This window comes from Streptomyces sp. Ncost-T10-10d, from assembly GCF_900091955.1.
In the GTDB taxonomy this organism is placed as follows: domain Bacteria; phylum Actinomycetota; class Actinomycetes; order Streptomycetales; family Streptomycetaceae; genus Streptomyces.
Genome location: NZ_FMDF01000033.1, coordinates 85,131 through 105,471, shown reverse-complemented (window position 1 = coordinate 105,471; position 20,341 = coordinate 85,131). Strand labels below are relative to the sequence as shown.

Genomic DNA, 20,341 nt, shown 5'->3' with positions numbered 1-20,341 from the left:
GGGACCGCTTGGCCAGGCGCTCCACGTCCAGCAGGATCACGGCGCGCGCCTCCAGGCGCAGCCAGCCGCGTCCGGCGAAGTCGGCGAGCGCCTTGTTGACCGTTTCGCGCGAGGCGCCGACCAGCTGGGCCAGCTCTTCCTGGGTCAGGTCGTGGACGACATGGATGCCTTCCTCGGACTGGACGCCGAAGCGGCGCGACAGGTCGAGGAGGGCGCGGGCGACACGGCCCGGTACGTCCGAGAAGACCAGATCGGACATCTGGTCGTTGGTCTTGCGCAGTCGGCGGGCGACGGCGCGCAGCAGGGCCGTGGCCACCTCGGGGCGGGCGTTCAGCCAGGGCTGGAGGTCGCCGTGGCCGAGGCCGAGGAGTTTGACCTCGGTCAGCGCGGTCGCGGTGGCCGTGCGCGGGCCCGGGTCGAAGAGCGACAGCTCACCGATCAGCTCGCCGGGGCCGAGGACCGCCAGCATGTTCTCGCGCCCGTCGGGGGAGGTGCGGTGGAGCTTCACCTTGCCCTCGGTGACCACGTAGAGGCGGTCGCCCGGGTCGCCCTCGTGGAAGAGCGCGTCGCCGCGTGCGAGGGTCACCTCACTCATCGAGGCGCGGAGCTCCGCGGCCTGCTCATCATCGAGCGCCGCGAAAAGCGGGGCGCGCCGCAGAACGTCGTCCACGAGTTCTCTCCTTGTCGGCCTGTTCAGGGAACCGTGGTCCCCATCATGCCGGACGGTAAAACAGTGCGATCAATCACAAACCAGTTTGACGCACGGGCGTGCCGAACCGTGAGGCAGGGGGCCGATCGGGGGTGGATACGCGGTGACCGGGGCGGATGTCAGTGTGTGGCTCTAGGCTGGCCGGGTGTCCAAATCGCCGGTGAGAGCGCAGGCCAAGGGGGCTGATGGGGTGTCGGAAGGCCGTGATTCCGCTGTGGGCGAACAGGCTGCGAGTCGCCCGAAAAAAGCGACAAAACGCCCTGTGGGTGAGCAGGTCCCGAGGGCCGGGCTGAAGGCCGCGGCGAAGCCGGCGTCGAAGTCCGCCGCACGGGCCGCAGCCGAGTCCACCGCGAAGCCCGCGTCGAAGTCCACCGCGAAGGCCACCGTGAAACCCTCGAAATCCGGAGCGAAGCCCGGCGCGAAACCGGAATCGCATCTGGCGATGGTCCGCCGTGCCCGCAGGATCAACCGTGAGCTCGCCGAGCTCTACCCGTATGCCCACCCCGAGCTGGACTTCAGGAATCCCTTCGAGCTTCTCGTCGCCACGGTCCTCTCCGCCCAGACCACCGATTTGAGGGTCAACCAGACCACCCCCGCTCTCTTCGCCGCCTACCCCACCCCCGAGGACATGGCCGCGGCCGTCCCGGAGGAATTGGAGGAGCTCATTCGGCCGACCGGCTTCTTCCGGGCCAAGACCAAGTCGCTGATAGGCCTCTCCGTGGCGATCAGGGACAGGTTCGGCGGCGAGGTGCCGGGCCGGCTTGCCGATCTCGTCACGCTTCCGGGAGTCGGCCGCAAGACCGCCAATGTCGTGCTCGGGAATGCCTTCGGAGTACCGGGCATCACGGTCGACACCCATTTCGGGCGCCTGGTCCGCCGCTGGAAGTGGACGGAGCAGGAGGACCCGGAGAAGGTCGAGGCCGAGATCGCCGCGATCTTCCCCAAGAGCGAGTGGACGATGCTTTCGCACCGCGTCGTCTTCCACGGCCGTCGCATCTGCCATGCCCGTAAGCCCGCCTGCGGCGCCTGTCCGATCGCCCCGCTCTGCCCGGCGTACGGGGAGGGCGAGACGGATCCGGAGAAGGCCAGGAAGCTGCTGAAGTACGAGATGGGCGGTCAGCCCGGGCAGCGACTGAGCCCACCGGCGGACTACCCGGGCAAGCCCGCGCCGGCCCTGGGGGCCGGCTGACGCACGGCGCTCGCTCCGGAACGAAATGCGTGATGACAGGCGTTGTGAGACGAGGGGTGCCTATGAAGACGCACGAACAGAGCACGCAGAGCACGCACGAACAGGGCGCGGCGGCGGCCGGCCCCGCTGTGGTCAACCCGGCGGCCGTGAGCCCCGCTGCGGCGGTCGCAGCGGCCGCCGCAGCGGCCGGCGCAGGTCACGACGGAGCCATCACCGTCACGACCGAGGGCCTGCCGGAGTGGCTCGACCCTGTGGCCCGTGCCGCGCGGACGATCGAGCCGGACCAGCTCAGCCGCTTTCTGCCGCCGGAGAGCGGCGCCGGGCGGCAGTCCGCCGTACTCGTACTGTTCGGGGAGGGTGAGCGCGGCCCCGAGCTGCTCCTCATGGAGCGATCCGGAAGCCTGCGTTCCCACGCTGGGCAGCCTTCCTTCCCCGGCGGTGCACTGGACCCGGAGGACGGCGACCAGGCCACTACAGGGCCGCTCAGGGCCGCTCTGCGGGAGGCCCGGGAGGAGACGGGCCTCGATCCGCGCGGAGTGCAGATCTTCGGAGTGCTGCCCAGGCTCTACATCCCGGTGAGCGGCTTCGTCGTGACACCGGTTCTCGGCTGGTGGCGGTCGCCGAGCCCGGTCGGTGTCGTCGATCCGGGTGAGACAGCCCGAGTCTTCACCGTCCCCGTGGCGGATCTCACGGACCCGGCCAATCGCGCGACCACGGTTCACCCGAGCGGTCACCGAGGCCCGGCATTTCTGGTCGAATCCGCCTTGGTCTGGGGGTTCACGGCCGGAGTGATCGACCGGATTCTGCACTTCGCGGGCTGGGAGCGCCCGTGGGACACCGCCAAGCAGGTGCCGCTCGACTGGCGCGCATGACAGGCTGACTCCCGTGCTGCGCTGTCCGGCCCTGCCCGGACCCAGTCGAAGAAACAGGCCCGGTGACGAATCTGCGAGGCTATAGACGGTGAACGTGCTGGACATCCTGCTGCTGGCCGGCGCCGTGTGGTTCGCGGTCATCGGCTATCGCCAGGGGTTCGTCGTCGGCATCCTGTCGGTGATCGGGTTCCTGGGCGGCGGTCTCGTAGCCGTCTATCTGCTGCCGGTCCTGTGGGACCAGCTGACGAACGGCTCCGAGGTCTCATCGACGGCAGCCATCGTCGCCGTCGTCATCGTGATCGTCTGCGCCTCGGTGGGGCAGGCGTTCACCACCCATCTCGGGAACAGGCTCCGCCGGTACATCACGTGGTCGCCCGCGCGCGCTCTCGATGCCACCGGTGGTGCCCTGGTCAATGTGGTCGCGATGCTGCTGGTCGCCTGGCTCATCGGCTCCGCACTGGCCGGTACCACACTGCCCACGCTGGGCAAGGAGGTCCGTAGCTCGTCGGTCCTGCTCGGCATCTCCCGAGTGATGCCGACCCAGGCCTCCACCTGGTTCACGGACTTCTCCTCGGTCCTTGCGCAGAACGGCTTCCCGCAGGTCTTCAGCCCCTTCGCCAACGAGCCGATCACCGAGGTCCAGGCCCCGGACCCGGCGTTGGTCGGCAGCCCCGTGGCGGCCATCGCCAAGAAGTCCATCGTCAAGGTCGTCGGTACGGCCCCGAGCTGCGGCAAGGTCCTCGAAGGCACCGGTTTTGTCTTCTCCGACCGCCGGGTGATGACCAACGCCCATGTCGTCGGCGGTGTCGACGAGCCGACCGTCCAGATCGGCGGTCAGGGGAGGCTGTACGACGCGAAGGTCGTCCTCTACGACTGGCAGCGCGACATCGCCGTACTCGATGTACCGGACCTCGACGCGAAGCCGCTGAAGTTCACCGACACCGATCACGACGCCGGTACCGGGAACAGTGCCATCGTCGCGGGCTTCCCGGAGAACGGCTCGTACGACGTACGGGCCGCGCGCGTCCGGGGTCGTATCGACGCCGACGGACCGGACATCTACCGCCGGGGCACTGTCCGCCGCGATGTGTACTCGCTCTTCGCGACCGTCCGTCAGGGCAACTCCGGCGGACCGCTGTTGACCCCCGACGGCAAGGTGTACGGGGTCGTCTTCGCGAAGTCGCTGGACGACCCCGACACCGGCTACGCGCTGACGGCCGACGAGATCCGCCAGGACATCGCGCACGGCCGCGCCGCCAACCAGCAGGTCGACAGTCAGGGGTGCGCCCTCTAGAGCCTCTCCGGCACTGATCCGCCGGACAGGCCCTGCGCGTACCGCCCCGCGGCAGCCGCGAGAGACATGGAAGTTCCGCCCGGTCGGTGAACACTCACCGGCCGGCCGGGGCGGACATCATCCGCGTGGATGGCGCAGCCGCGCCGAGACCCAGCGGGCCCGACGGCGCAGAATGCGCGGAATACCGAGCCGGGGATCATGCATATCGTGCACCCGGCCCTGGGGGCCGCCCCCCTCATGAGTGCTCGGACTCGCCGTGGCGGTCGAGCGTCGGTTGCGTGCTGCGTCACCGAAGTCGTGCGTCCAGCCCATACCTCGACGTCTGCCCGTGCCTCATGGTCGGTAACCGCGCATCCGCCAGCCAATTGGCCTATGCGTCGGGCAATTGGCTGTTCGTCGGACAACTGTGCCCGTACGGCTACCGGTCGGGCTCGGAATCCTTGAGCCAGTTGATGAGTTCGGCCGAGAACCCGTCCGGATCCTCCTCGTGGGGGAAGTGCCCCAGACCGTCGAAAAGTCGCCAACGGTACGGCGCTTCGACGTACTCGCCGGACCCTGCCGCGCTCCGTGTACGGATCGCCGGATCGAGTGAACCGTGCACATGCAGTGTGGGTACCCGCACCGGCCGCTTCATGCGCCGGTTGAACTGGATTCCGTCCGGACGGGCCAGGGAGCGCACCATCCAGCGGTACGGCTCGATCGAGCAGTGCGCCGTCGACGGGATGCACATCGCGCGCCGGTAGACGTCGACCGCCGCATCGTCGGGGAACTCAGGGGTCCGGGGGCCCGCCCAGTCACGGATCAGCCGGCCCACCAACGCCGCGTCGTCCGCGACGAGCTGACGCTCCGGCACCCACGGGCGCTGGAAGCCCCAGACGTACGAGCCCGCGCGGGACTGGGCGAAGTCGGAGAGCATCGAGGAACGCCAGCGGCGCGGATGCGGCATCGACGAGACCACGAGGCGACGCACCAGCTTCGGCCGCATCACCGCGGCCGTCCAGGCGAGGTAGCCACCCATGTCGTGGCCGACCAGGGCGGCGTCCGGTTCGCCCAGCGAGCGGATCACGCCGGTGATGTCGAGCGCCAGGTTGGCGGGGTCGTAACCCCGGGGCGTGCGGTCGCTGCCGCCGACCCCGCGCAGGTCCATTGCCACGGCCCGGAAACCGGCGTCGGCCAGTGCGGTGAGCTGATGGCGCCAGGTCCACCAGAACTGCGGGAAGCCGTGCAGCAGCAGCACCAGCGGCCCCTCGCCGAGCTCGGCGATGTGGAAGCGGGCGCCGTTGGCCGCCACATCCCGGTGGGTCCACGGCCCGTCGAGCCTTACGGGCCCACCGGAGCCGGCCGGGCCGGGGGAACCCGGCAGGTCGGACGAGCCCGAGGGGCCTGAGCGGCCGGTCGAGCCCAAGGAGCCGTCCGGGCCCGCCCGGCCGTTCGGGCTTACCCGGCCTTTCTGGCCTGCCTGACCTTCCGGGCCTACTGGGCCGGATGCACTGGAATCGGGGACCGTCATGTGGACGAGCGTGCCACAGCGGACGCCTTGTCCTGGACCGAAGACTTCTCCAGAGCCTTCTCCGCCGGCCTGCTGCCCACAGCGGCCGGACGGCTCGCCCCCGCCGTGACAGCGGGCCGCGGGTGCGGCTTGACCCCCTGCAGCACGGCCGCCGTCTGCTTGGCCGAAGCGATGGACTTCTCCGGCGGCTTCACCTTCTTGAGCTTGGCGATGGCGAACAGTGCGAGCAGCACACCCAGCAGGATGAACGCGGCGCCCACGATCGTGAACGACACGGCGAGGCCGAGCCCCAGGTAATGGATTCCGTAAGCCGCCGCGAAGCTCAGCACCGGGATCGCGAACAGAACCAGCACGCCCGCGATGATGAACGCCACGCTCCCGGTCACGCCACGCTTGACGTCCTGCCGCACTTCGGCCTTGGCCAGGGCGATCTCGTCGTGCACCAGTGCGGACATCTCGGCCGTCGCTGCGGCGACCAACTGTCCGAGACTGCGGTCGGCACTGCCCGCGTTGTTGCCGGGGTCGCTCATCCCTGACTCCCTCTCCTGCTCTCCTGCTCAACACATCTGGTGTCAGATCATGCCGGACTGTCCGGCTTGCTGCTCGCTGCCCCCGCCAGTTGGGCAAGGCGGCGGTGCTCGGCCGCCTTCTTCTCGTAGATCGCGGCCATCCGCAGGTGGTACTCCGGGTCGTCCTGCTCATAGACGTCGGGCACGCCGTCCTCGTCCTCGTCGAGCTCCTCCGCCTCGTACAGAGTCCGGTATCTGCGTACCCGGAGTTTGAGCAGTGCACCGGAGAGTACGGCGGCTGTCAGCGAGCCGAGCAGCACGGCGGCCTTGATCTCGTTGATCATGTCCTCGTCGCCGGCGAAGGCCAGTTCACCGATGAGCAGCGAGACGGTGAAGCCGATCCCGGCGAGCGAGGCGACCGCGAAGACATCCGCCCAGGCCAGGTCCTTGTTCAGCTCTGCCTTCGTGAAGCGGGTGGCCAGCCACGTACCGCCGAAGATGCCTATCGTCTTGCCGACGACGAGCCCCAGGACGACACCGAGCGTCTCGGGCCGGGTGAAGACGCCCGCGAGTGCGCCGCCGGAGAGGGAGACACCTGCTGAGAAGAGGGCGAACAGCGGCACGGCGATACCGGCCGACAGCGGGCGGATCAGATGCTCGATGTGCTCACCGGGGGAGTGGGTCTCGCCGTCCCGCCGGGTGCAGCGGAGCATCAGGCCCATGGCGACACCGGCGATGGTTGCGTGGATGCCGCTGTTGTACATCAGGCCCCAGATGACCAGGGCGAGCGGTACGTAGATGTACCAGCCGCGCACATTTCTGCGCAGCAGCAGATAGAAGACGGCGAGACCGATGAAGGCGCCGGTCAGCGCCATGAAGTTGATCTGCTCGGTGAAGAAGACCGCGATGATCAGGATCGCGAGGAGGTCGTCGACGACGGCGAGCGTCAGCAGGAAGGCGCGCAGCGCGTTCGGCAGCGAGGTGCCGATGACCGCGAGGACGGCGAGCGCGAAGGCGATATCGGTGGCGGTGGGGACGGCCCAGCCACCCGTGGAACCCCCGCCGGTCACGGCCACGAGTGTGTAGACGACGGCCGGAACCGCCATTCCGCACAGCGCGGCGACGACCGGGAGGGCGGCCGCCCTGGGGTCGCGCAGTTCGCCCGCAACCAGTTCCCGTTTGAGTTCGACGCCCGCGACGAAGAAGAAGACCGCGAGCAGCCCGTCCGCTGCCCAGTGCTCCACGGAGAGGTTGAGGCCCAGCGACCCGGGACCGAAGTGGAAGTCGCTGACGGCCGCGTAACTGGAACCGAAGGTGTTCGCCCACACCAGGGCGGCTATCGCGGCCGCCAGCAGGATGACTCCACCGACGGTCTCGGTGCGCAGTGCGTCCGCGAGGTAGTTCCGCTCGGGGAGGGACAGGCGCGCCAGAAAGGTGCGGCGGGAGGAAGAGGGTGTGGGGGTGGCCACGAGTGAGGACCTCCGGGTCGGTACGGCAGCGATGGCATGGCTGATGCACTTGCCGACCAGACTTCCCGGCACACCCTGTGGAGATTTCTTATTGCTTTGTTGACGCCGCTGCCACTGTACCCGGGGTGCGCGGGGCGGTATCCGGTGATCTTCACCATAAATGTCCGAGGGGCACCCGGCGCGTTGCCGGATGCCCCTCGGTGACGTACTCGCCTCGGTCAGTCCTCGGACGAGGAGGAGGACGGCAGCTGGGTCTGGATGAGGTCCATTACCGACGAGTCGGTCAGCGTCGTGACGTCGCCCAGCTCGCGGTTCTCGGCGACGTCACGCAGCAGACGCCGCATGATCTTGCCGGAGCGGGTCTTCGGCAGCTCCGCGACCGGAAGGATCCGCTTCGGCTTGGCGATCGGGCCGAGCGTGGCGCCGACATGGTTGCGCAGCTCCGCGACGAGCTCGTCCGAGGCGGCAGCCGTACCGCGCAGTATCACGAAGGCGACGATGGCCTGGCCGGTCGTCTCGTCGGCAGCGCCGACCACGGCAGCCTCGGCGACCGAGGGGTGCGACACGAGCGCCGACTCGACCTCGGTGGTCGAGATGTTGTGCCCGGACACGAGCATGACGTCGTCGACGCGGCCGAGCAGCCAGATGTCGCCGTCCTCGTCCTTCTTGGCGCCGTCGCCCGCGAAGTACTTGCCCTCGAAGCGCGACCAGTACGTGTCGATGAAGCGCTGGTCGTCGCCCCAGATGGTGCGGAGCATCGACGGCCACGGCTCGGTGAGGACGAGATAGCCGCCCCCGCCGTTCGGAACCTCGTTGGCCTCGTCGTCGACGACCGTGGCGGAGATACCGGGCAGGGCGCGCTGGGCGCTGCCCGGCTTGGTCTCCGTCACGCCCGGCAGCGGGGCGATCATCATCGCGCCGGTCTCGGTCTGCCACCAGGTGTCCACGATCGGGCACTTGTCGGCGCCGATGTGCTTGCGGTACCACATCCACGCCTCGGGGTTGATCGGCTCACCGACCGAACCGAGGACCCGGAGACTGCTCAGGTCGAACTTGGCGGGGATGTCGTCACCCCACTTCATGAACGTACGGATCGCGGTCGGCGCGGTGTAGAGGATCGTGACGCCGTACTTCTGCACGACCTCCCAGAAACGTCCCTGGTGCGGGGAGTCGGGCGTGCCCTCGTACATGACCTGCGTCGCGCCGTTGGCCAGCGGGCCGTAGACGATGTACGAGTGGCCGGTCACCCAGCCGATGTCGGCGGTGCACCAGAAGACATCGGTCTCCGGCTTGAGGTCGAAGACCGCGTGATGGGTGTACGCCGCCTGCGTGAGGTAGCCGCCGGAGGTGTGCAGGATGCCCTTCGGCTTACCCGTCGTGCCGGAGGTGTAGAGGATGAAGAGCGGCTGCTCCGCCTCGAAGGCCTCGGGGGTGTGCTCGGCGGACTGCCGGCCGGTGATCTCGTGCCACCAGACGTCGCGGCCCTCGGTCCACGCGGTGTCCTGCCCGGTGCGCCGGACCACGAGGACGTGCTCGACGGTGTCGATACGGGAGACGGCGTCGTCCACGGCGGGCTTGAGCGCGGACGGCTTGCCGCGACGGTAGCCGCCGTCGGCGGTGATGACGACCTTGGCGTCCGCGTCCTGGATGCGGGCGGCGATGGCGTCGGCGGAGAAGCCGCCGAAGACCACCGAGTGCGCCGCGCCGATGCGGGCGCAGGCCAGCATCGCGATGGCAGCCTCGGGGATCATCGGCAGATAGACGGCGACCCGGTCGCCCTTGCCGACACCGAGCTCGGTGAGGGCGTTCGCTGCGCGGGAGACCTCGTCCTTCAGGTCGGCGTAGGTGATGGCGCGGCTGTCGCCGGGCTCGCCCTCGAAGTGGATGGCGACCCGGTCACCGTGGCCGGCCTCGACATGGCGGTCCACGCAGTTGTACGCGACGTTGAGCTTGCCGTCCGCGAACCACTTCGCGAAGGGCGGGTTGCTCCAGTCGAGCGTCTCGGTCGGCTCCGTGGCCCAGGTCAGGCGACGGGCCTGCTCGGCCCAGAAGCCCAGCCGGTCCGCCTCGGCCTGCTCGTACGCCTCCGCTTTGACGTTGGCATTGGCGGCCAGATCGGCAGGCGGTGCAAACCGCCGCTCCTCCTTGAGCAGATTGGCCAGGCTTTCGTTGCTCACGACATCTCCCATTCCCAGGGTGTCCGTTGTGTCCCGGGGCATAGCTCATCAGGCCAAAGGCCGGGTGACAAGTGTCTGCCCGGAATTGGTTTAGACCTGTGTCTCGTGTATGGAGACACGGTCCCGCCTCCATGTGCGGTCCGGCGCGGCGCGGCGCACCAGTGCGGAGCACAGCGACACGGAGCCGTACGGAGCGACACGGAGGCGGGACCACAAGGTCTCACGGACCGGGGGCGAATGTGGTTCAGACGCCGGTACGTTCCAACTCGCCGGAACCGCCTGGATCACCCGGGGCGGCGGGCCTGGGAGTGTCGGCGTCACCGGGGGAGCGGGAACCGGCCGGGGAACGGGAGTCGGCCGGGGGGTGGGCACCGGCCAAGGCGTGGGCTTCGGCCGGGGTGTGGGAACCGGAGGAGGCGTGGGCGTCGCCAGGGTCCACGCGGTTGAATACCTCGTCGAGCGCGTGCCCGGCGCTCGCACCCTCGGCCAGCAGATAGGCCTGTGCCTCGCCCACATGGAAGTACATCCCGTGCAGTTGCAGCCTGCCCTCGGCGAGCCGCCGTGCCACCGATCCGTGGGCCCGCAGGTGGTCCAACTGCTGGACCACATTGGTGAGGCAGAGCTGTTCCACCGCATCGGCAGGAAGGCGGCCGGAGATCCGGGCCCAGGCATGATGCCGGGATCTCATTCGCTCCAGGCTCGGCAGCCCGTGTCTCAGCCAGCGCCACAGGGACGACAGCGGAGTGTCCGGGCCCGGCCTGGCGCCGAGCAGAGCCTGCATCGCGCCGCAGCCGGAGTGCCCGCAGACGGTGATGGACTCCACCTTCAGCACATCCACGGCGTACTCGATCGCGGCGCCTACCGAGTCGTCACTCGACTCGGCGTCCGGCGGGGGCACCAGATTGCCGATGTTCCGTACGGTGAACAGGTCACCCGGGCCGCTCGCCGTGATCATGCTGGTGACCAGGCGGGAGTCGGCGCAGGTGATGAAGAGCTGGGAGGGACGTTGACCCTCGCGAGCCAACCGAGCCAGCTCCTCGCGCACCAGCGGAGCGGTGTTCCGCTGGAACGAACTCAGACCGCTGAACAGGCGGTTGCTGCCGATCCGGCGTGGGGCGGCGGTGGGTGAGCCGGCCGGGCCGGGGGTGCTGTGGGCTCCGGAGGCGTCGTGGGACGTGTGGTGCTCGGGGGAGCCGTCCTCGACGGCTCCCGATCCGCAGTCGGGGGCGCGGCCAGCGTCGAGGCGGGCGTGCTGGGTCTCGGGCGTCTGGCCGGACCGGTCGTGGCAGTGATGGTTGCGCCACGGCGTCCAGGGGCGGCAACAGGAATGCGCCGCCGAGGCGGGCTCGGCAATCCGGCCGCCGGACCTGCCGGTGAAGACGACCCGGCCGCCGTGGGCCGTCTGGGCAGTGCTCCAGTCCTGGATCGTCTCGTACGCCGCATGGTCCATGAAGAAGCCGTCCAGCTCGACGACGGCATCCCCGTCCTGGGGCAGCCGGGCGAGCGCCCGACTGAGTCGGGGCACCGCGAGGAACGTCAACTGACCCTGTACGACCACCAGATGCTGACCAGCCTGTTCGGTCACGGCGATCCTGGTCCGGGCCAGCCGGTGCAGCGCGACGGCCACCGCCACCGCGATGCCGATCACTACACCCTTGAGCACACCGAAGAGGAGCACGCCCGTGATCGTCGCCCCGTACACCAGGAATTCCCGGTGCTTATGGACATTGCGGATGTGGGCGAAACTCACCATCTGGATGCCGACCATCATGACCAGCGCGCCGAGCGCGGCCAGTGGGATCTGCTCCAGGGCGGTGACCAGCAGCCCTGCGGCGAGTACCACCCAGACGCCGTGCAGCACGGTGGAGGCACGGCCTGTCGCTCCGGCCCGAACATTCGCCGAACTGCGTACCGCACCGCCGGACACCGCCAGCCCGCCGACAAGCCCGGACAGGGTGTTGGCGATGCCCTGTGCACGCAGTTCACGGTCGAGATCGGAGCGTCTGACGGGTGGGTCCGGCGGGGACGAACAGGCCGGGCCGGGGCGGCCCGAGGCCGAAGCCGAGGCCGGGGAGGAAGCCGACGGCAAGTCGGCTTTGGACCGGGCGGTCGCTTGCCCGCCGGCACGGTCGGCCGACAGCTTGTCGACAGCGACCGCGGCGAGCAGTGACTCGAGACTGGCCACCAACATCACTGTCAATACAGCGGTGGCCAGAGCGAGTACGGGGCCGTGCGGCATCTCCGGCAGTGCGTGCGAGCGCCAGGACGGCAGATCGACCCGGGCGATCCCGGGCGCCGTGATCGCGGCCACCACCGTCGCGGTCACCACCGCGGCGAGGGCAGCCGGAATCCGTCGCGCCACCCGGCCGATCCGCCCCGGAATCCGCGGCCACAGGGTCAGGATGGCGATGGTCAGCGCGCCGATCAGCGGGGCGGCCGGACTCACCCGCCCCCACTGGTCCGGGAGAGCGAGGGCGTTGGCGACGGCCGAACTCTGAGGCGAGCCGCCGAGCACGATGTGCAGCTGGGCGAGTGCGATGGCCACGCCGATGCCGGCGAGGGTGCCGTGCACGATGGCGGGGCTGACGGCGAGGGCGCTGCGCGCCGCCCGCAACGAGCCCAGCAGGATCTGTAGAAGTCCCGCGCCGATGGTGATCGCGCAGGTGGTGCGCCAGCCGTAGATCTGGATCAACTCGGCTGTGACTACGGTCAGCCCCGCGGACGGGCCGCTGACCTGGAGGGGTGTGCCGCCGAGCAGTCCGGCAACGATTCCGCCGACCGCGGCGGAGATGAGGCCGGCCTCCAGCGGGGCGTCCATGGCGACGGCGAGGCCGAGGGACATGGGGACGGCGAGCAGGAAGACCGTGACCGATGCGGACAGGTCGGCGCCTGTGATGCGGAATCGTCCGCCGTGCGGCGGCGGTGGCGGGCTGTGCGGTCGTTTGATTCCCGAGTCGCGGGGTGGGCGCGAACTGCGGGATGTGTGGTCATGACGAGTGGGGACGCAAGCAGACATGTTCCCGTCTCCTCCGGGGCAGCGCGGTCGCGGAACGTGGGGGACGCGGCCGTGGGTCACGGCGTGCAGCGGCGGGATTTCTCAACTCTCAGTAAACAGATCGTAATGGAGGGTAAAGATCTCTGTCCATGCTTGAGGTCAAATGGCCCACTCAATCACCTGTTCAAGTGAATAAGCAGCTTTTCATTTGGCTTGTCATGTTAATTTCTGCATGACTGCATGTGACCTTGACCTTGACCTTGACCTTGACCTCGACCGCGCCGTCAGCCGAAGCAGCCCGTGGCACAGCGCCTGGCACCCGGTCAGAAGCCCCTGCGGTTCGTGGTGTTCTCGTGGGACGGCGCTGGAGAGGACAGCCAGAAGCCGTTCTCGCACTTCCGTGAGGTGGGCAAGAAATACCACGCGAACATGACGTACTTCCTCAGCGGCGTGTATCTGCTGCCTGAGGGCAAGCGGGAGCTCTACGACCCGCCGAAGCGCAGCGTCGGCAGCTCCGACATCGGCTTCAACGACACCGGGGGAATCCGGAACACCATCACCCAGGTTCGCGACGCCTGGGAGGACGGCGACGAGATCGGCACGCACTTCAATGGCCACTTCTGCGGCCCCGACGGTGGCGTCGGCACCTGGTCCGTCGATCAGTGGAAGAGCGAGATCAACCAGGCCAAGACCTTTGTGAAGAGCTGGAAGGCCAACGACCCCGACCTCAAGGGCGAGCAGCCGCTTCCATTCGACTTCGACAAGGAGCTCATCGGTGGCCGGACCCCCTGTCTGGAGGGGCAGAGGAATGCGGTGGCCGCGGCGCGGGCGATGGGCTTTCGCTACGACTCCAGTGGCGTCGACAACCAGGTCTGACCCAAGCAGAAGGACGGCATCTGGGATCTTTTGGTGCAGCTTGTCCCGGTTCCGGGGCGTGACTTTGCGACCCCGTCGATGGACTGCAACTCCATGTTCAACCAGTTCGGTACGACGCAGGGCGGTGCGGGCCGACACGAGTACTGGGGTAACCAGATGCGCGACGGCCTGATCCAGGCCCTCGACCGAGCGTACGACGGGAACCGTGCCCCGCTGATCACCGGCAATCATTTCGAGTCCTGGAACGGCGGTACGTACATGCGGGCCGTCGTGCAGACCATCGCGAGGGTCTGCACCAAGGCGGGTGCCCGCTGCGTGTCCTTCCGGCAGCTGGCCGACTGGCTGGACGCACAGGACCCGGCAACGCTGGCGAAGCTCGGCACGCTCGATGTCGGCCAGGCCCCGGCGAAGGGCTGGACGGACTTCCTCGACAAAGCCGCGACCTCGGCAGCGGACGCGTGGCCGGGCGGCGGGAGCCGACAAGGCCCATGCCGGGTCCGGCGCGGATCAGGCCGGTCGCTAGCTCGGTGGCCGCGCTCGGCGATGGAGCTCGGCCACCGAGCCGGACGTCCTCCGGCTGTGACTGCCCCGTGGGGGCGCCATGGTGCCCTGGCCGGAACGAGGGCATCCTCCCGGCCCGGGCACCGATGGATCAGGCGGGCTGAGCGGCGCCGTCCTGCACGTACCGCTCGTCGAGCACGAAGGACGGGTCGACCTGGGCGGCCAGGTCGGCGCCCGTCTTCTCATTGCCCCAGCTCTCCGCGTTCTTCAGATGGAAGTGCACCATCTGCCGCGTGTAGCGCTCCCAATCCCGCTGCTCGTACGAATCCTCCGCGGCGTTCTGCAGCGCCTGCAAGGCCATCCGATTGTCCGCCTCCAGCAGCTCGAAGCGGGCCGGCCTGCCCTTCTCCATGGCCCGTACCCAGTCGGAGTGCCCGACGCTGACCAGCAGATCGTCGCCCACCTCGGCACGCAGGAAGTCCAGATCGTCCTCGCCCTGCACCTTGTTGCCGATGACCTTCAGCGCGACCCCGAAGTCCCGGGCGTAGTCCTTGTACTGGCGGTAGACCGAGACGCCCTTACGGGTCGGCTCGGCGACCAGGAACGTCATGTCGAAGCGGGTGAACATCCCGGAAGCGAAGGAGTCCGAACCTGCTGTCATGTCAACGACGACGTAGTCGTCGGGGCCGTCGACGAGATGGTTGAGGCAGAGCTCGACCGCACCGACCTTGGAGTGGTAGCAGGCCACACCCAGATCCGACTCGGTGAATGGCCCGGTGGCCATCAGCTGGATCTCCCCGTCGTCGAGCCGGACCGTGCGGGCGCAGGCGTCGTAGATCGGGTTGCTCTCGCGGACCCGCAGCAGCCGCGAGCCCTCGCCGGGCGGAGTCGTCTTGATCATCGTTTCGACGGAGGCGATACGGGGATTGCTGCCGCGCAGATACTCCTTGATCAGAGGCAGCTGGGCTCCCATGGCGGGTAGCGTCGCAGCCTCTTGGTCGTCGAGGCCGAGCGCGGCCCCGAGGTGCTGGTTGATGTCGGCGTCCACCGCGACAACATGGGCTTCATTGGCGGCAAGGTGGCGGATGAAGAGCGAGGACAGTGTGGTCTTACCGCTGCCGCCCTTCCCTACGAAAGCGATCTTCATGTTCACCTAGGGTAGCGGCATGATTGCGTTCTGCTGTCACGCTTCGTGAAGAAGGCCACTCTCGGGCGGTAGTGGCGCAGGGGGCGCGTAGCCTCGCTACTTATGAGTACGACTGCCTCTGATCCGCTCGCCACCCTGGGCACCCTGCCGGGGGTCGCCGACGCGGTGGACTCCGTACGCAAGGCCGTCGACCGGGTCTACGGCCACCGCGTCATGCGGCGCCGCAGCAACGAGGTCACCGCCGAAGCGGCGCTGCGCGGCGCCCGTGGTTCGGCGGCGCTGTCCGGTGCCGACTGGAACCTGGAGGAGGTGCGCCGGCGTACCGACTTCAGTGGTGACGGTGAGGCGCATGTGATCGGAGCGGCCCTGAGGCTCACCGCCGAAGCGGGCCAACTGCTCTCCATCTGGCGGCAGTCGCCGCTGCGTGTCCTGGCGCGGCTGCATCTGGTTGCGGCCGGCGGTGCGGCGCCCGAGGATGCTGTCGGCCGGCCACGGCTGGCAGGCGAACCCGTGGACGAGCCACTGATCGAAGCGCCGCTGCCGGACGCCGAGGAGGTGGCAGGGCGGCTGGAAGGGCTGTCCGGATTGATCCTTTCGGGTACTGCCGCGCCCGCGCTGGTGACGGCGGCGGTGGTGCACGGTGAACTGCTGGCCCTGCGACCCTTCGGTTCGTACAACGGCCTCGTCGCGCGTACCGCCGAGCGGATCGTGCTGATCGGGAGCGGCCTCGACCCCAAATCGATCTGCCCCGCGGAGGTGGGACACGCCGAGCAGGGGCGGGCGGCATACATTGCCGCGTTCGAGGGATACCTGTCGGGGACGCCGGAGGGGATGGCGGCCTGGATCGCGCACTGCGGGCGCGCCGTGGAGCTGGGCGTCAGGGAATCGACGGCGGTGTGCGAGGCGCTGCAGCGCGGCGCCGCGTAGCGGGGTGCGTCGGTTCCGTGGGGGTGGGCACGACAAGCGGGGGCGGCCAATCGATGACTTCACCGCGGTAAGTCAAGCGCGGTAACTCCATCGCCGTAACTTCACTGCTTGGTAAAAGGGTTGCGGCGGTACCGTCCTCGGTACCGCCGCTGGCATGTCTACCCAGTTACCATGCGTCCTCGATATGTGCCCATCAGGTCGGGGGCTTTGCCCGTTTCCTGGTGCGGCTGGCCCGTAATCGACGGGTCGACGTCGCGTGGGTGCTCGGTTTTCATGCTCGGTCCGTGGGGCCTTCTCTGCGTTATCAGGTAATCCTCTCGGATGTCCTTGGTCTCGCGGGCCGTTGAGTCCTTTCTACTCCAGAGCCGGAGCGAGCGGTAGTGCTGGCCGCACTTCTTTACTTTCAGGTTCAATTACGGGCGAGTTGGACAACTCGGTTCGGTCGGATGAATCGGACTCATCGGTCGTCCTGCTTGACCCCATCGATCGGGCCGGGCGGCGGGGCTCGGGGTGTGTGCAGGGGTGCCGCCGCCCGGCTCACACATCAGGTGGAGGCCGTGGTGGCGCGGCGGCGGGAGGTGTACCAGACCAGTCCCGCCGTGACGGCGGCTGCGCCCAGCGCTGCCGCAGCGACCAATGCCGGGCGTGGCGGCAGTGAGAACGTCGGCAGTCGCTGCTTGAGTCGGACCGGTCGGTCAAAGACGAGAATCGGCCATTCGCGAAGGGTCGCTTCGCGCCGCAGGGCGCGGTCCGGATTCACTGCGTGCGGGTGGCCGACCGACTCCAGCATCGGTACATCAGTCGCGGAATCGCTGTAGGCGTAGCAGCGCGACAGGTCGTATCCCTCCGACACCGCGAGGGCCTTGACCGCCTCGGCCTTCGTCGGTCCGTACGCGTAGTACTCCACTTCTCCGGTGAAGCAGCCGTCGTCACCGACGACCATCCGGGTGGCGACGACTCGGTCGGCGCCGAGCAGCTCGCCGATCGGCTCGACGACCTCGGCGCCCGAGGTCGAGACGATCACTACATCGCGTCCGGCGGTGTGATGCTCCTCGATGAGCGTCGCCGCTTCGTCGTAGATGATCGGGTCGATCAGATCGTGCAGGGTCTCGGCGACGATTTCCTTCACTTGCTGGACGTTCCAACCCTTGCAGAGGGCGGAGAGATATTCGCGCATCCGCTCCATCTGGTCGTGATCTGCACCCCCGGCAAGGAACACGAACTGTGCGTACGCAGTGCGCAGTACAGCGCGGCGGTTGATCAGTCCGCCTTGGTAGAAGGACTTGCTGAAGGTCAGCGTCGAAGACTTCGCAATGACCGTCTTGTCCAGGTCGAAGAAGGCTGCTGTGCGCGGCAAGAAGCGGTTTTCCACAAGGCTGAGCATAGGGTCCCACCATTCGGCGTAAACTCTGGCGTGTGGGTTTGCCTGAGAAGGCTCTCGGGTACACCATGGAAGTCACGGATCGTTCGCGACCGTGCTAACCCGGTCCGGCTCCTCCCCCCCCGAGTCGGCCGTGGGGACGACCCCCGCTCTCCCCCCCGGCGGGGGTCGTCGCATGTCCGGACGCGTTTCTGTCATTCGGAATCAAGCATTCTGCCTCCATTTCGGCCGCGATGGCCCGCTTCTCGTTCCGTCTCTCACCCATCCTGACTCGTCACGGTGCGTAGCGGAAGTGCTGCTCTCCGGAAGTCGCCGGTATGAGCTACAGAGATATTCACAACGGCGGACTTGTCCACAGTTTTTGAGCAAGATCCACACGATTTCCCGAAGCGCTGCACGGTGATTCCAGTTGCGAAGTCCGCGACTTGTGGAATCGCCGATCTCGGAACGCTACGAGATCACCGCGAACCGCGATGAAGGTGCAGAGAGAAGGGGGCGGAGATCGTGGCTGAATCCATCGCACGGGATCGTCTGCCGACCGCTGGGGTGCGGCGGGGCGGACCGTTGATCGTGACCGAGGATGTGGAACTCCTCGACGATCTGCTGCGGCTGTGTGCGGCCGCCGGAGCGGAACCAGAAGTTCATCACTCGTTGCCCGAACGCAGAGGCGGCTGGGAGCAGGCCCCGATGGTCCTCGTGGGGGACGATGCCGCCCAGCGGTGTCGCGGAGCGGCACGCAGGCGCGGTGTGATGCTCGTGGGCCGGAACCAGGATGCCCCGGATGTCTGGCGCCGTGCCGTGGAGATCGGGGCCGAATATGTGCTGAGGCTGCCTGATTCGGAGGGGTGGCTCGTCGATCAGATCGCCAATGCGGCGGAAGGCGTTGGCCGGCCGGCACTCACTGTCGGGGTGATCGGCGGACGGGGCGGATCCGGCGCATCCACACTGGCCTGCGCCCTCGCGGTGACCGCGGCCAGGGCCGGACGGCGGACCATGCTGATCGACGGTGACCCGCTTGGCGGGGGCATCGATGTGCTGCTCGGTGGCGAACGGGCTGAGGGAATGAGGTGGCCGGATTTCGCCCATTCCAAAGGGCGGGTCGGCGGAGGTGCACTGGAGGAGTCGCTGCCTGCGCTGCACGGTCTGCGGGTACTCAGCTGGGGCCGCGACGACTGGGTGGTCATCCCGCCACAGGCCATACAGGCAGTGCTGGCCGCCGCGCGCAGGCTCGGCGGGGTGGTGGTCGTCGATCTGCCGCGCCGGGTCGACGAGTCGGTGGCCGAGGCGCTTGCGCAGCTGGACCTCGGGCTGTTGGTGGTCCCCGGAGAGCTTCGCGCAGTCGCGGCGGCGAAGCGGGTGGCATCGATGGCAGGGATGGTGCTGGGCGACCTGCGGGTGGTGGCCCGCGGCCCGTACGCGGCGGGCCTCGACGAGCGGTGGGTGGCGCAGGCGCTGGGGCTGCCGCTTGCCGGCGAACTCCCGCTCGACTCCGGGTTGCTGGCCACCCGGGATGGCGGCGCGCCGCCCGGCGGCAGTCCGCGCGGTCCACTGGCCAGGTTTTGCGCGGCGTTCTGGGAGCGGGCCCTCGCCCCGGAGGGTGCAGGGGGATGCGCCGGTGGGGGGCGTCGTGACGGAGACGCTGCTTGACGCCGTGCGGCAACGGCTGGCACAGAGTGGCGCGGCGCCGACCCCGGCCGTGGTCGCGGCAGCTCTTCGGGCCCAGGGACGGCTGCTCGGTGATGCCGAAGTTCTCGGCGCGGCCGATGAGTTGCGCGGCGAGCTGGTCGGTACCGGGGTGCTGGAACCGCTGCTCGCCGACCCGGCCGTGACGGATGTCCTGGTCTCCGCGCCGGACCGGGTGTGGGTGGACCGGGGCGGCGGGCTCGAACTCACCGGGGTGACCTTTCCGGACGCCGCCGCGGTGCGCAGACTGGCACAGCGGCTGGCGGCCGTGGCGGGACGGCGGCTGGACGATGCCCGGCCCTGGGTGGACGCGCGGCTGCCGGACGGCACCCGGATGCATGCCGTGCTGCCGCCGGTGTCCGTCGGCTCGACATGTCTGTCGCTGCGGGTGGTACGGCCCAGGGCCTTCTCGCTGACGGAGCTGGTTGCGGCGGGCACTGTGCCGCCGGGCGGTGACCGGGTACTGAGGGCGTTGGTGGAAGCGCGGGTCTCGTATCTGATCAGTGGGGGGACGGGGGCAGGAAAGACGACCCTCTTGTCCAGTCTGCTGGGTGCGGTCGGGGAGCGTGAGCGAATCGTGCTCGCCGAGGACTCGGCGGAGCTGCGGCCGGACCATCCGCATGTGGTGCGCCTGGAGTCGCGCCCTGCCAACCAGGAGGGGGCGGGGCGAGTGACGCTGAGAGACCTGGTGCGGCAGGCGCTGCGGATGCGGCCCGACCGACTGGTGGTCGGGGAGGTGCGGGGCGCCGAGGTCACCGAACTGCTGGCCGCGCTGAACACCGGCCACGAAGGCGGCTGCGGGACGGTTCATGCCAATGCAGCCGAGCACGTCCCGGCCCGCCTTGAGGCCTTGGGGACGGCGGCGGGACTGGACCGGACGGCACTTCACAGCCAGTTGGCGGCCGCGCTGTCGGTGGTGGTCCATCTCGTACGGGACCGGGCCGGGCAACGGCGGATCGCCGAGGTGCAGGTCCTGGAGCGGGATGCGGCTGGGCTGGTGGTGACCGTGCCGGCACTGCGCTGGGGCACCGACGGATTTGTGCAGGAGCGGGGCTGGGAACGGCTGCGGTCGATGACCGGGGGTGCGCTGTGAGCGGTGGCG

15 protein-coding genes and 1 pseudogene are annotated in these 20,341 nt (G+C 68.8%); 7 read left to right on the top strand and 9 right to left on the bottom strand.

The window, feature by feature from the left end; translation table 11 throughout:
* A partial coding sequence (locus tag GA0115254_RS03345; protein WP_093893738.1) for a Crp/Fnr family transcriptional regulator occupies window positions 1–670 on the bottom strand: 670 nt, incomplete at its 3' end.
* 301 nt (window positions 671–971) lie between these two features.
* Here GA0115254_RS03345 and nth point away from each other — a divergent pair.
* The 3 genes from nth (at window position 972) to GA0115254_RS03330 (ending at window position 4,064) form a co-directional block, all read left to right on the top strand.
* Window positions 972–1,898: an endonuclease III gene (gene nth / locus GA0115254_RS03340; protein ID WP_093893737.1), complete on the top strand. Its 927-nt coding sequence runs from the start codon at window positions 972–974 to the stop codon at window positions 1,896–1,898.
* A 62-nt stretch (window positions 1,899–1,960) separates the two neighbouring features.
* Window positions 1,961–2,770, top strand: coding sequence for an NUDIX hydrolase (locus GA0115254_RS03335; protein WP_256102373.1), 810 nt, complete (start codon window positions 1,961–1,963; stop codon window positions 2,768–2,770).
* 88 nt (window positions 2,771–2,858) lie between these two features.
* A complete protein-coding gene (locus tag GA0115254_RS03330; protein WP_093893736.1) occupies window positions 2,859–4,064 on the top strand; it encodes a MarP family serine protease in 1,206 nt (401 codons plus the stop codon).
* 117 nt (window positions 4,065–4,181) lie between these two features.
* Here the strand turns inward: GA0115254_RS03330 and GA0115254_RS45535 are convergent, their stop codons facing one another.
* The 6 genes from GA0115254_RS45535 to GA0115254_RS03300 form a co-directional block, all read right to left on the bottom strand.
* Complete coding sequence (locus GA0115254_RS45535) at window positions 4,182–4,376, bottom strand: hypothetical protein (protein ID WP_093893735.1); 195 nt, start codon at window positions 4,374–4,376, stop codon at window positions 4,182–4,184.
* Between the two features lie 106 nt (window positions 4,377–4,482).
* Window positions 4,483–5,574 (bottom strand): alpha/beta fold hydrolase, encoded by a 1,092-nt coding sequence (locus GA0115254_RS03320; protein WP_176739959.1) that lies wholly within the window; start codon window positions 5,572–5,574, stop codon window positions 4,483–4,485.
* On the bottom strand, window positions 5,571–6,104 hold the full coding sequence (locus tag GA0115254_RS03315) for a phage holin family protein (protein ID WP_093893734.1): 534 nt from the start codon (window positions 6,102–6,104) through the stop codon (window positions 5,571–5,573). The genes GA0115254_RS03320 and GA0115254_RS03315 overlap by 4 nt, the downstream gene beginning before the upstream one ends.
* A gap of 47 nt (window positions 6,105–6,151) precedes the next feature.
* Window positions 6,152–7,552, bottom strand: a complete 1,401-nt coding sequence (gene nhaA, locus GA0115254_RS03310) for a Na+/H+ antiporter NhaA (protein WP_093893752.1) — start codon at window positions 7,550–7,552, stop codon at window positions 6,152–6,154.
* Window positions 7,553–7,770: 218 nt separating this feature from the next.
* The gene (acs, locus tag GA0115254_RS03305) at window positions 7,771–9,771 is read right to left on the bottom strand and encodes an acetate--CoA ligase (protein WP_093893733.1); all 2,001 of its coding nucleotides are present in this window, start codon (window positions 9,769–9,771) and stop codon (window positions 7,771–7,773) included.
* A 202-nt stretch (window positions 9,772–9,973) separates the two neighbouring features.
* Window positions 9,974–12,745, bottom strand: a complete 2,772-nt coding sequence (locus tag GA0115254_RS03300) for a SulP family inorganic anion transporter (protein WP_093893732.1) — start codon at window positions 12,743–12,745, stop codon at window positions 9,974–9,976.
* 279 nt (window positions 12,746–13,024) lie between these two features.
* On the opposite strand from GA0115254_RS03300, the pseudogene GA0115254_RS03295 reads away from it, so the two are divergent.
* A pseudogene (locus tag GA0115254_RS03295) lies at window positions 13,025–14,071 on the top strand (hypothetical protein); the annotation flags it as partial.
* 181 nt (window positions 14,072–14,252) lie between these two features.
* Here the strand turns inward: GA0115254_RS03295 and GA0115254_RS03290 are convergent.
* The gene (locus GA0115254_RS03290) at window positions 14,253–15,248 is read right to left on the bottom strand and encodes an ATP-binding protein (protein WP_093893731.1); all 996 of its coding nucleotides are present in this window, start codon (window positions 15,246–15,248) and stop codon (window positions 14,253–14,255) included.
* A gap of 102 nt (window positions 15,249–15,350) precedes the next feature.
* Between GA0115254_RS03290 and GA0115254_RS03285 the strand changes: the two genes are divergently transcribed.
* Window positions 15,351–16,175 (top strand): Fic family protein, encoded by an 825-nt coding sequence (locus tag GA0115254_RS03285; RefSeq protein WP_093893730.1) that lies wholly within the window; start codon window positions 15,351–15,353, stop codon window positions 16,173–16,175.
* Between the two features lie 544 nt (window positions 16,176–16,719).
* Here the strand turns inward: GA0115254_RS03285 and GA0115254_RS03280 are convergent.
* The gene (locus GA0115254_RS03280; RefSeq protein ID WP_093893729.1) at window positions 16,720–17,559 is read right to left on the bottom strand and encodes an HAD family hydrolase; all 840 of its coding nucleotides are present in this window, start codon (window positions 17,557–17,559) and stop codon (window positions 16,720–16,722) included.
* A 501-nt stretch (window positions 17,560–18,060) separates the two neighbouring features.
* Here GA0115254_RS03280 and ssd point away from each other — a divergent pair.
* A complete protein-coding gene (ssd, locus tag GA0115254_RS03275) occupies window positions 18,061–19,203 on the top strand; it encodes a septum site-determining protein Ssd (protein WP_370740817.1) in 1,143 nt (380 codons plus the stop codon).
* Window positions 19,184–20,332 (top strand): TadA family conjugal transfer-associated ATPase, encoded by a 1,149-nt coding sequence (locus tag GA0115254_RS03270; protein ID WP_093893750.1) that lies wholly within the window; start codon window positions 19,184–19,186, stop codon window positions 20,330–20,332. The genes ssd and GA0115254_RS03270 overlap by 20 nt, the downstream gene beginning before the upstream one ends.
* Window positions 20,333–20,341: the final 9 nt, after the last annotated feature.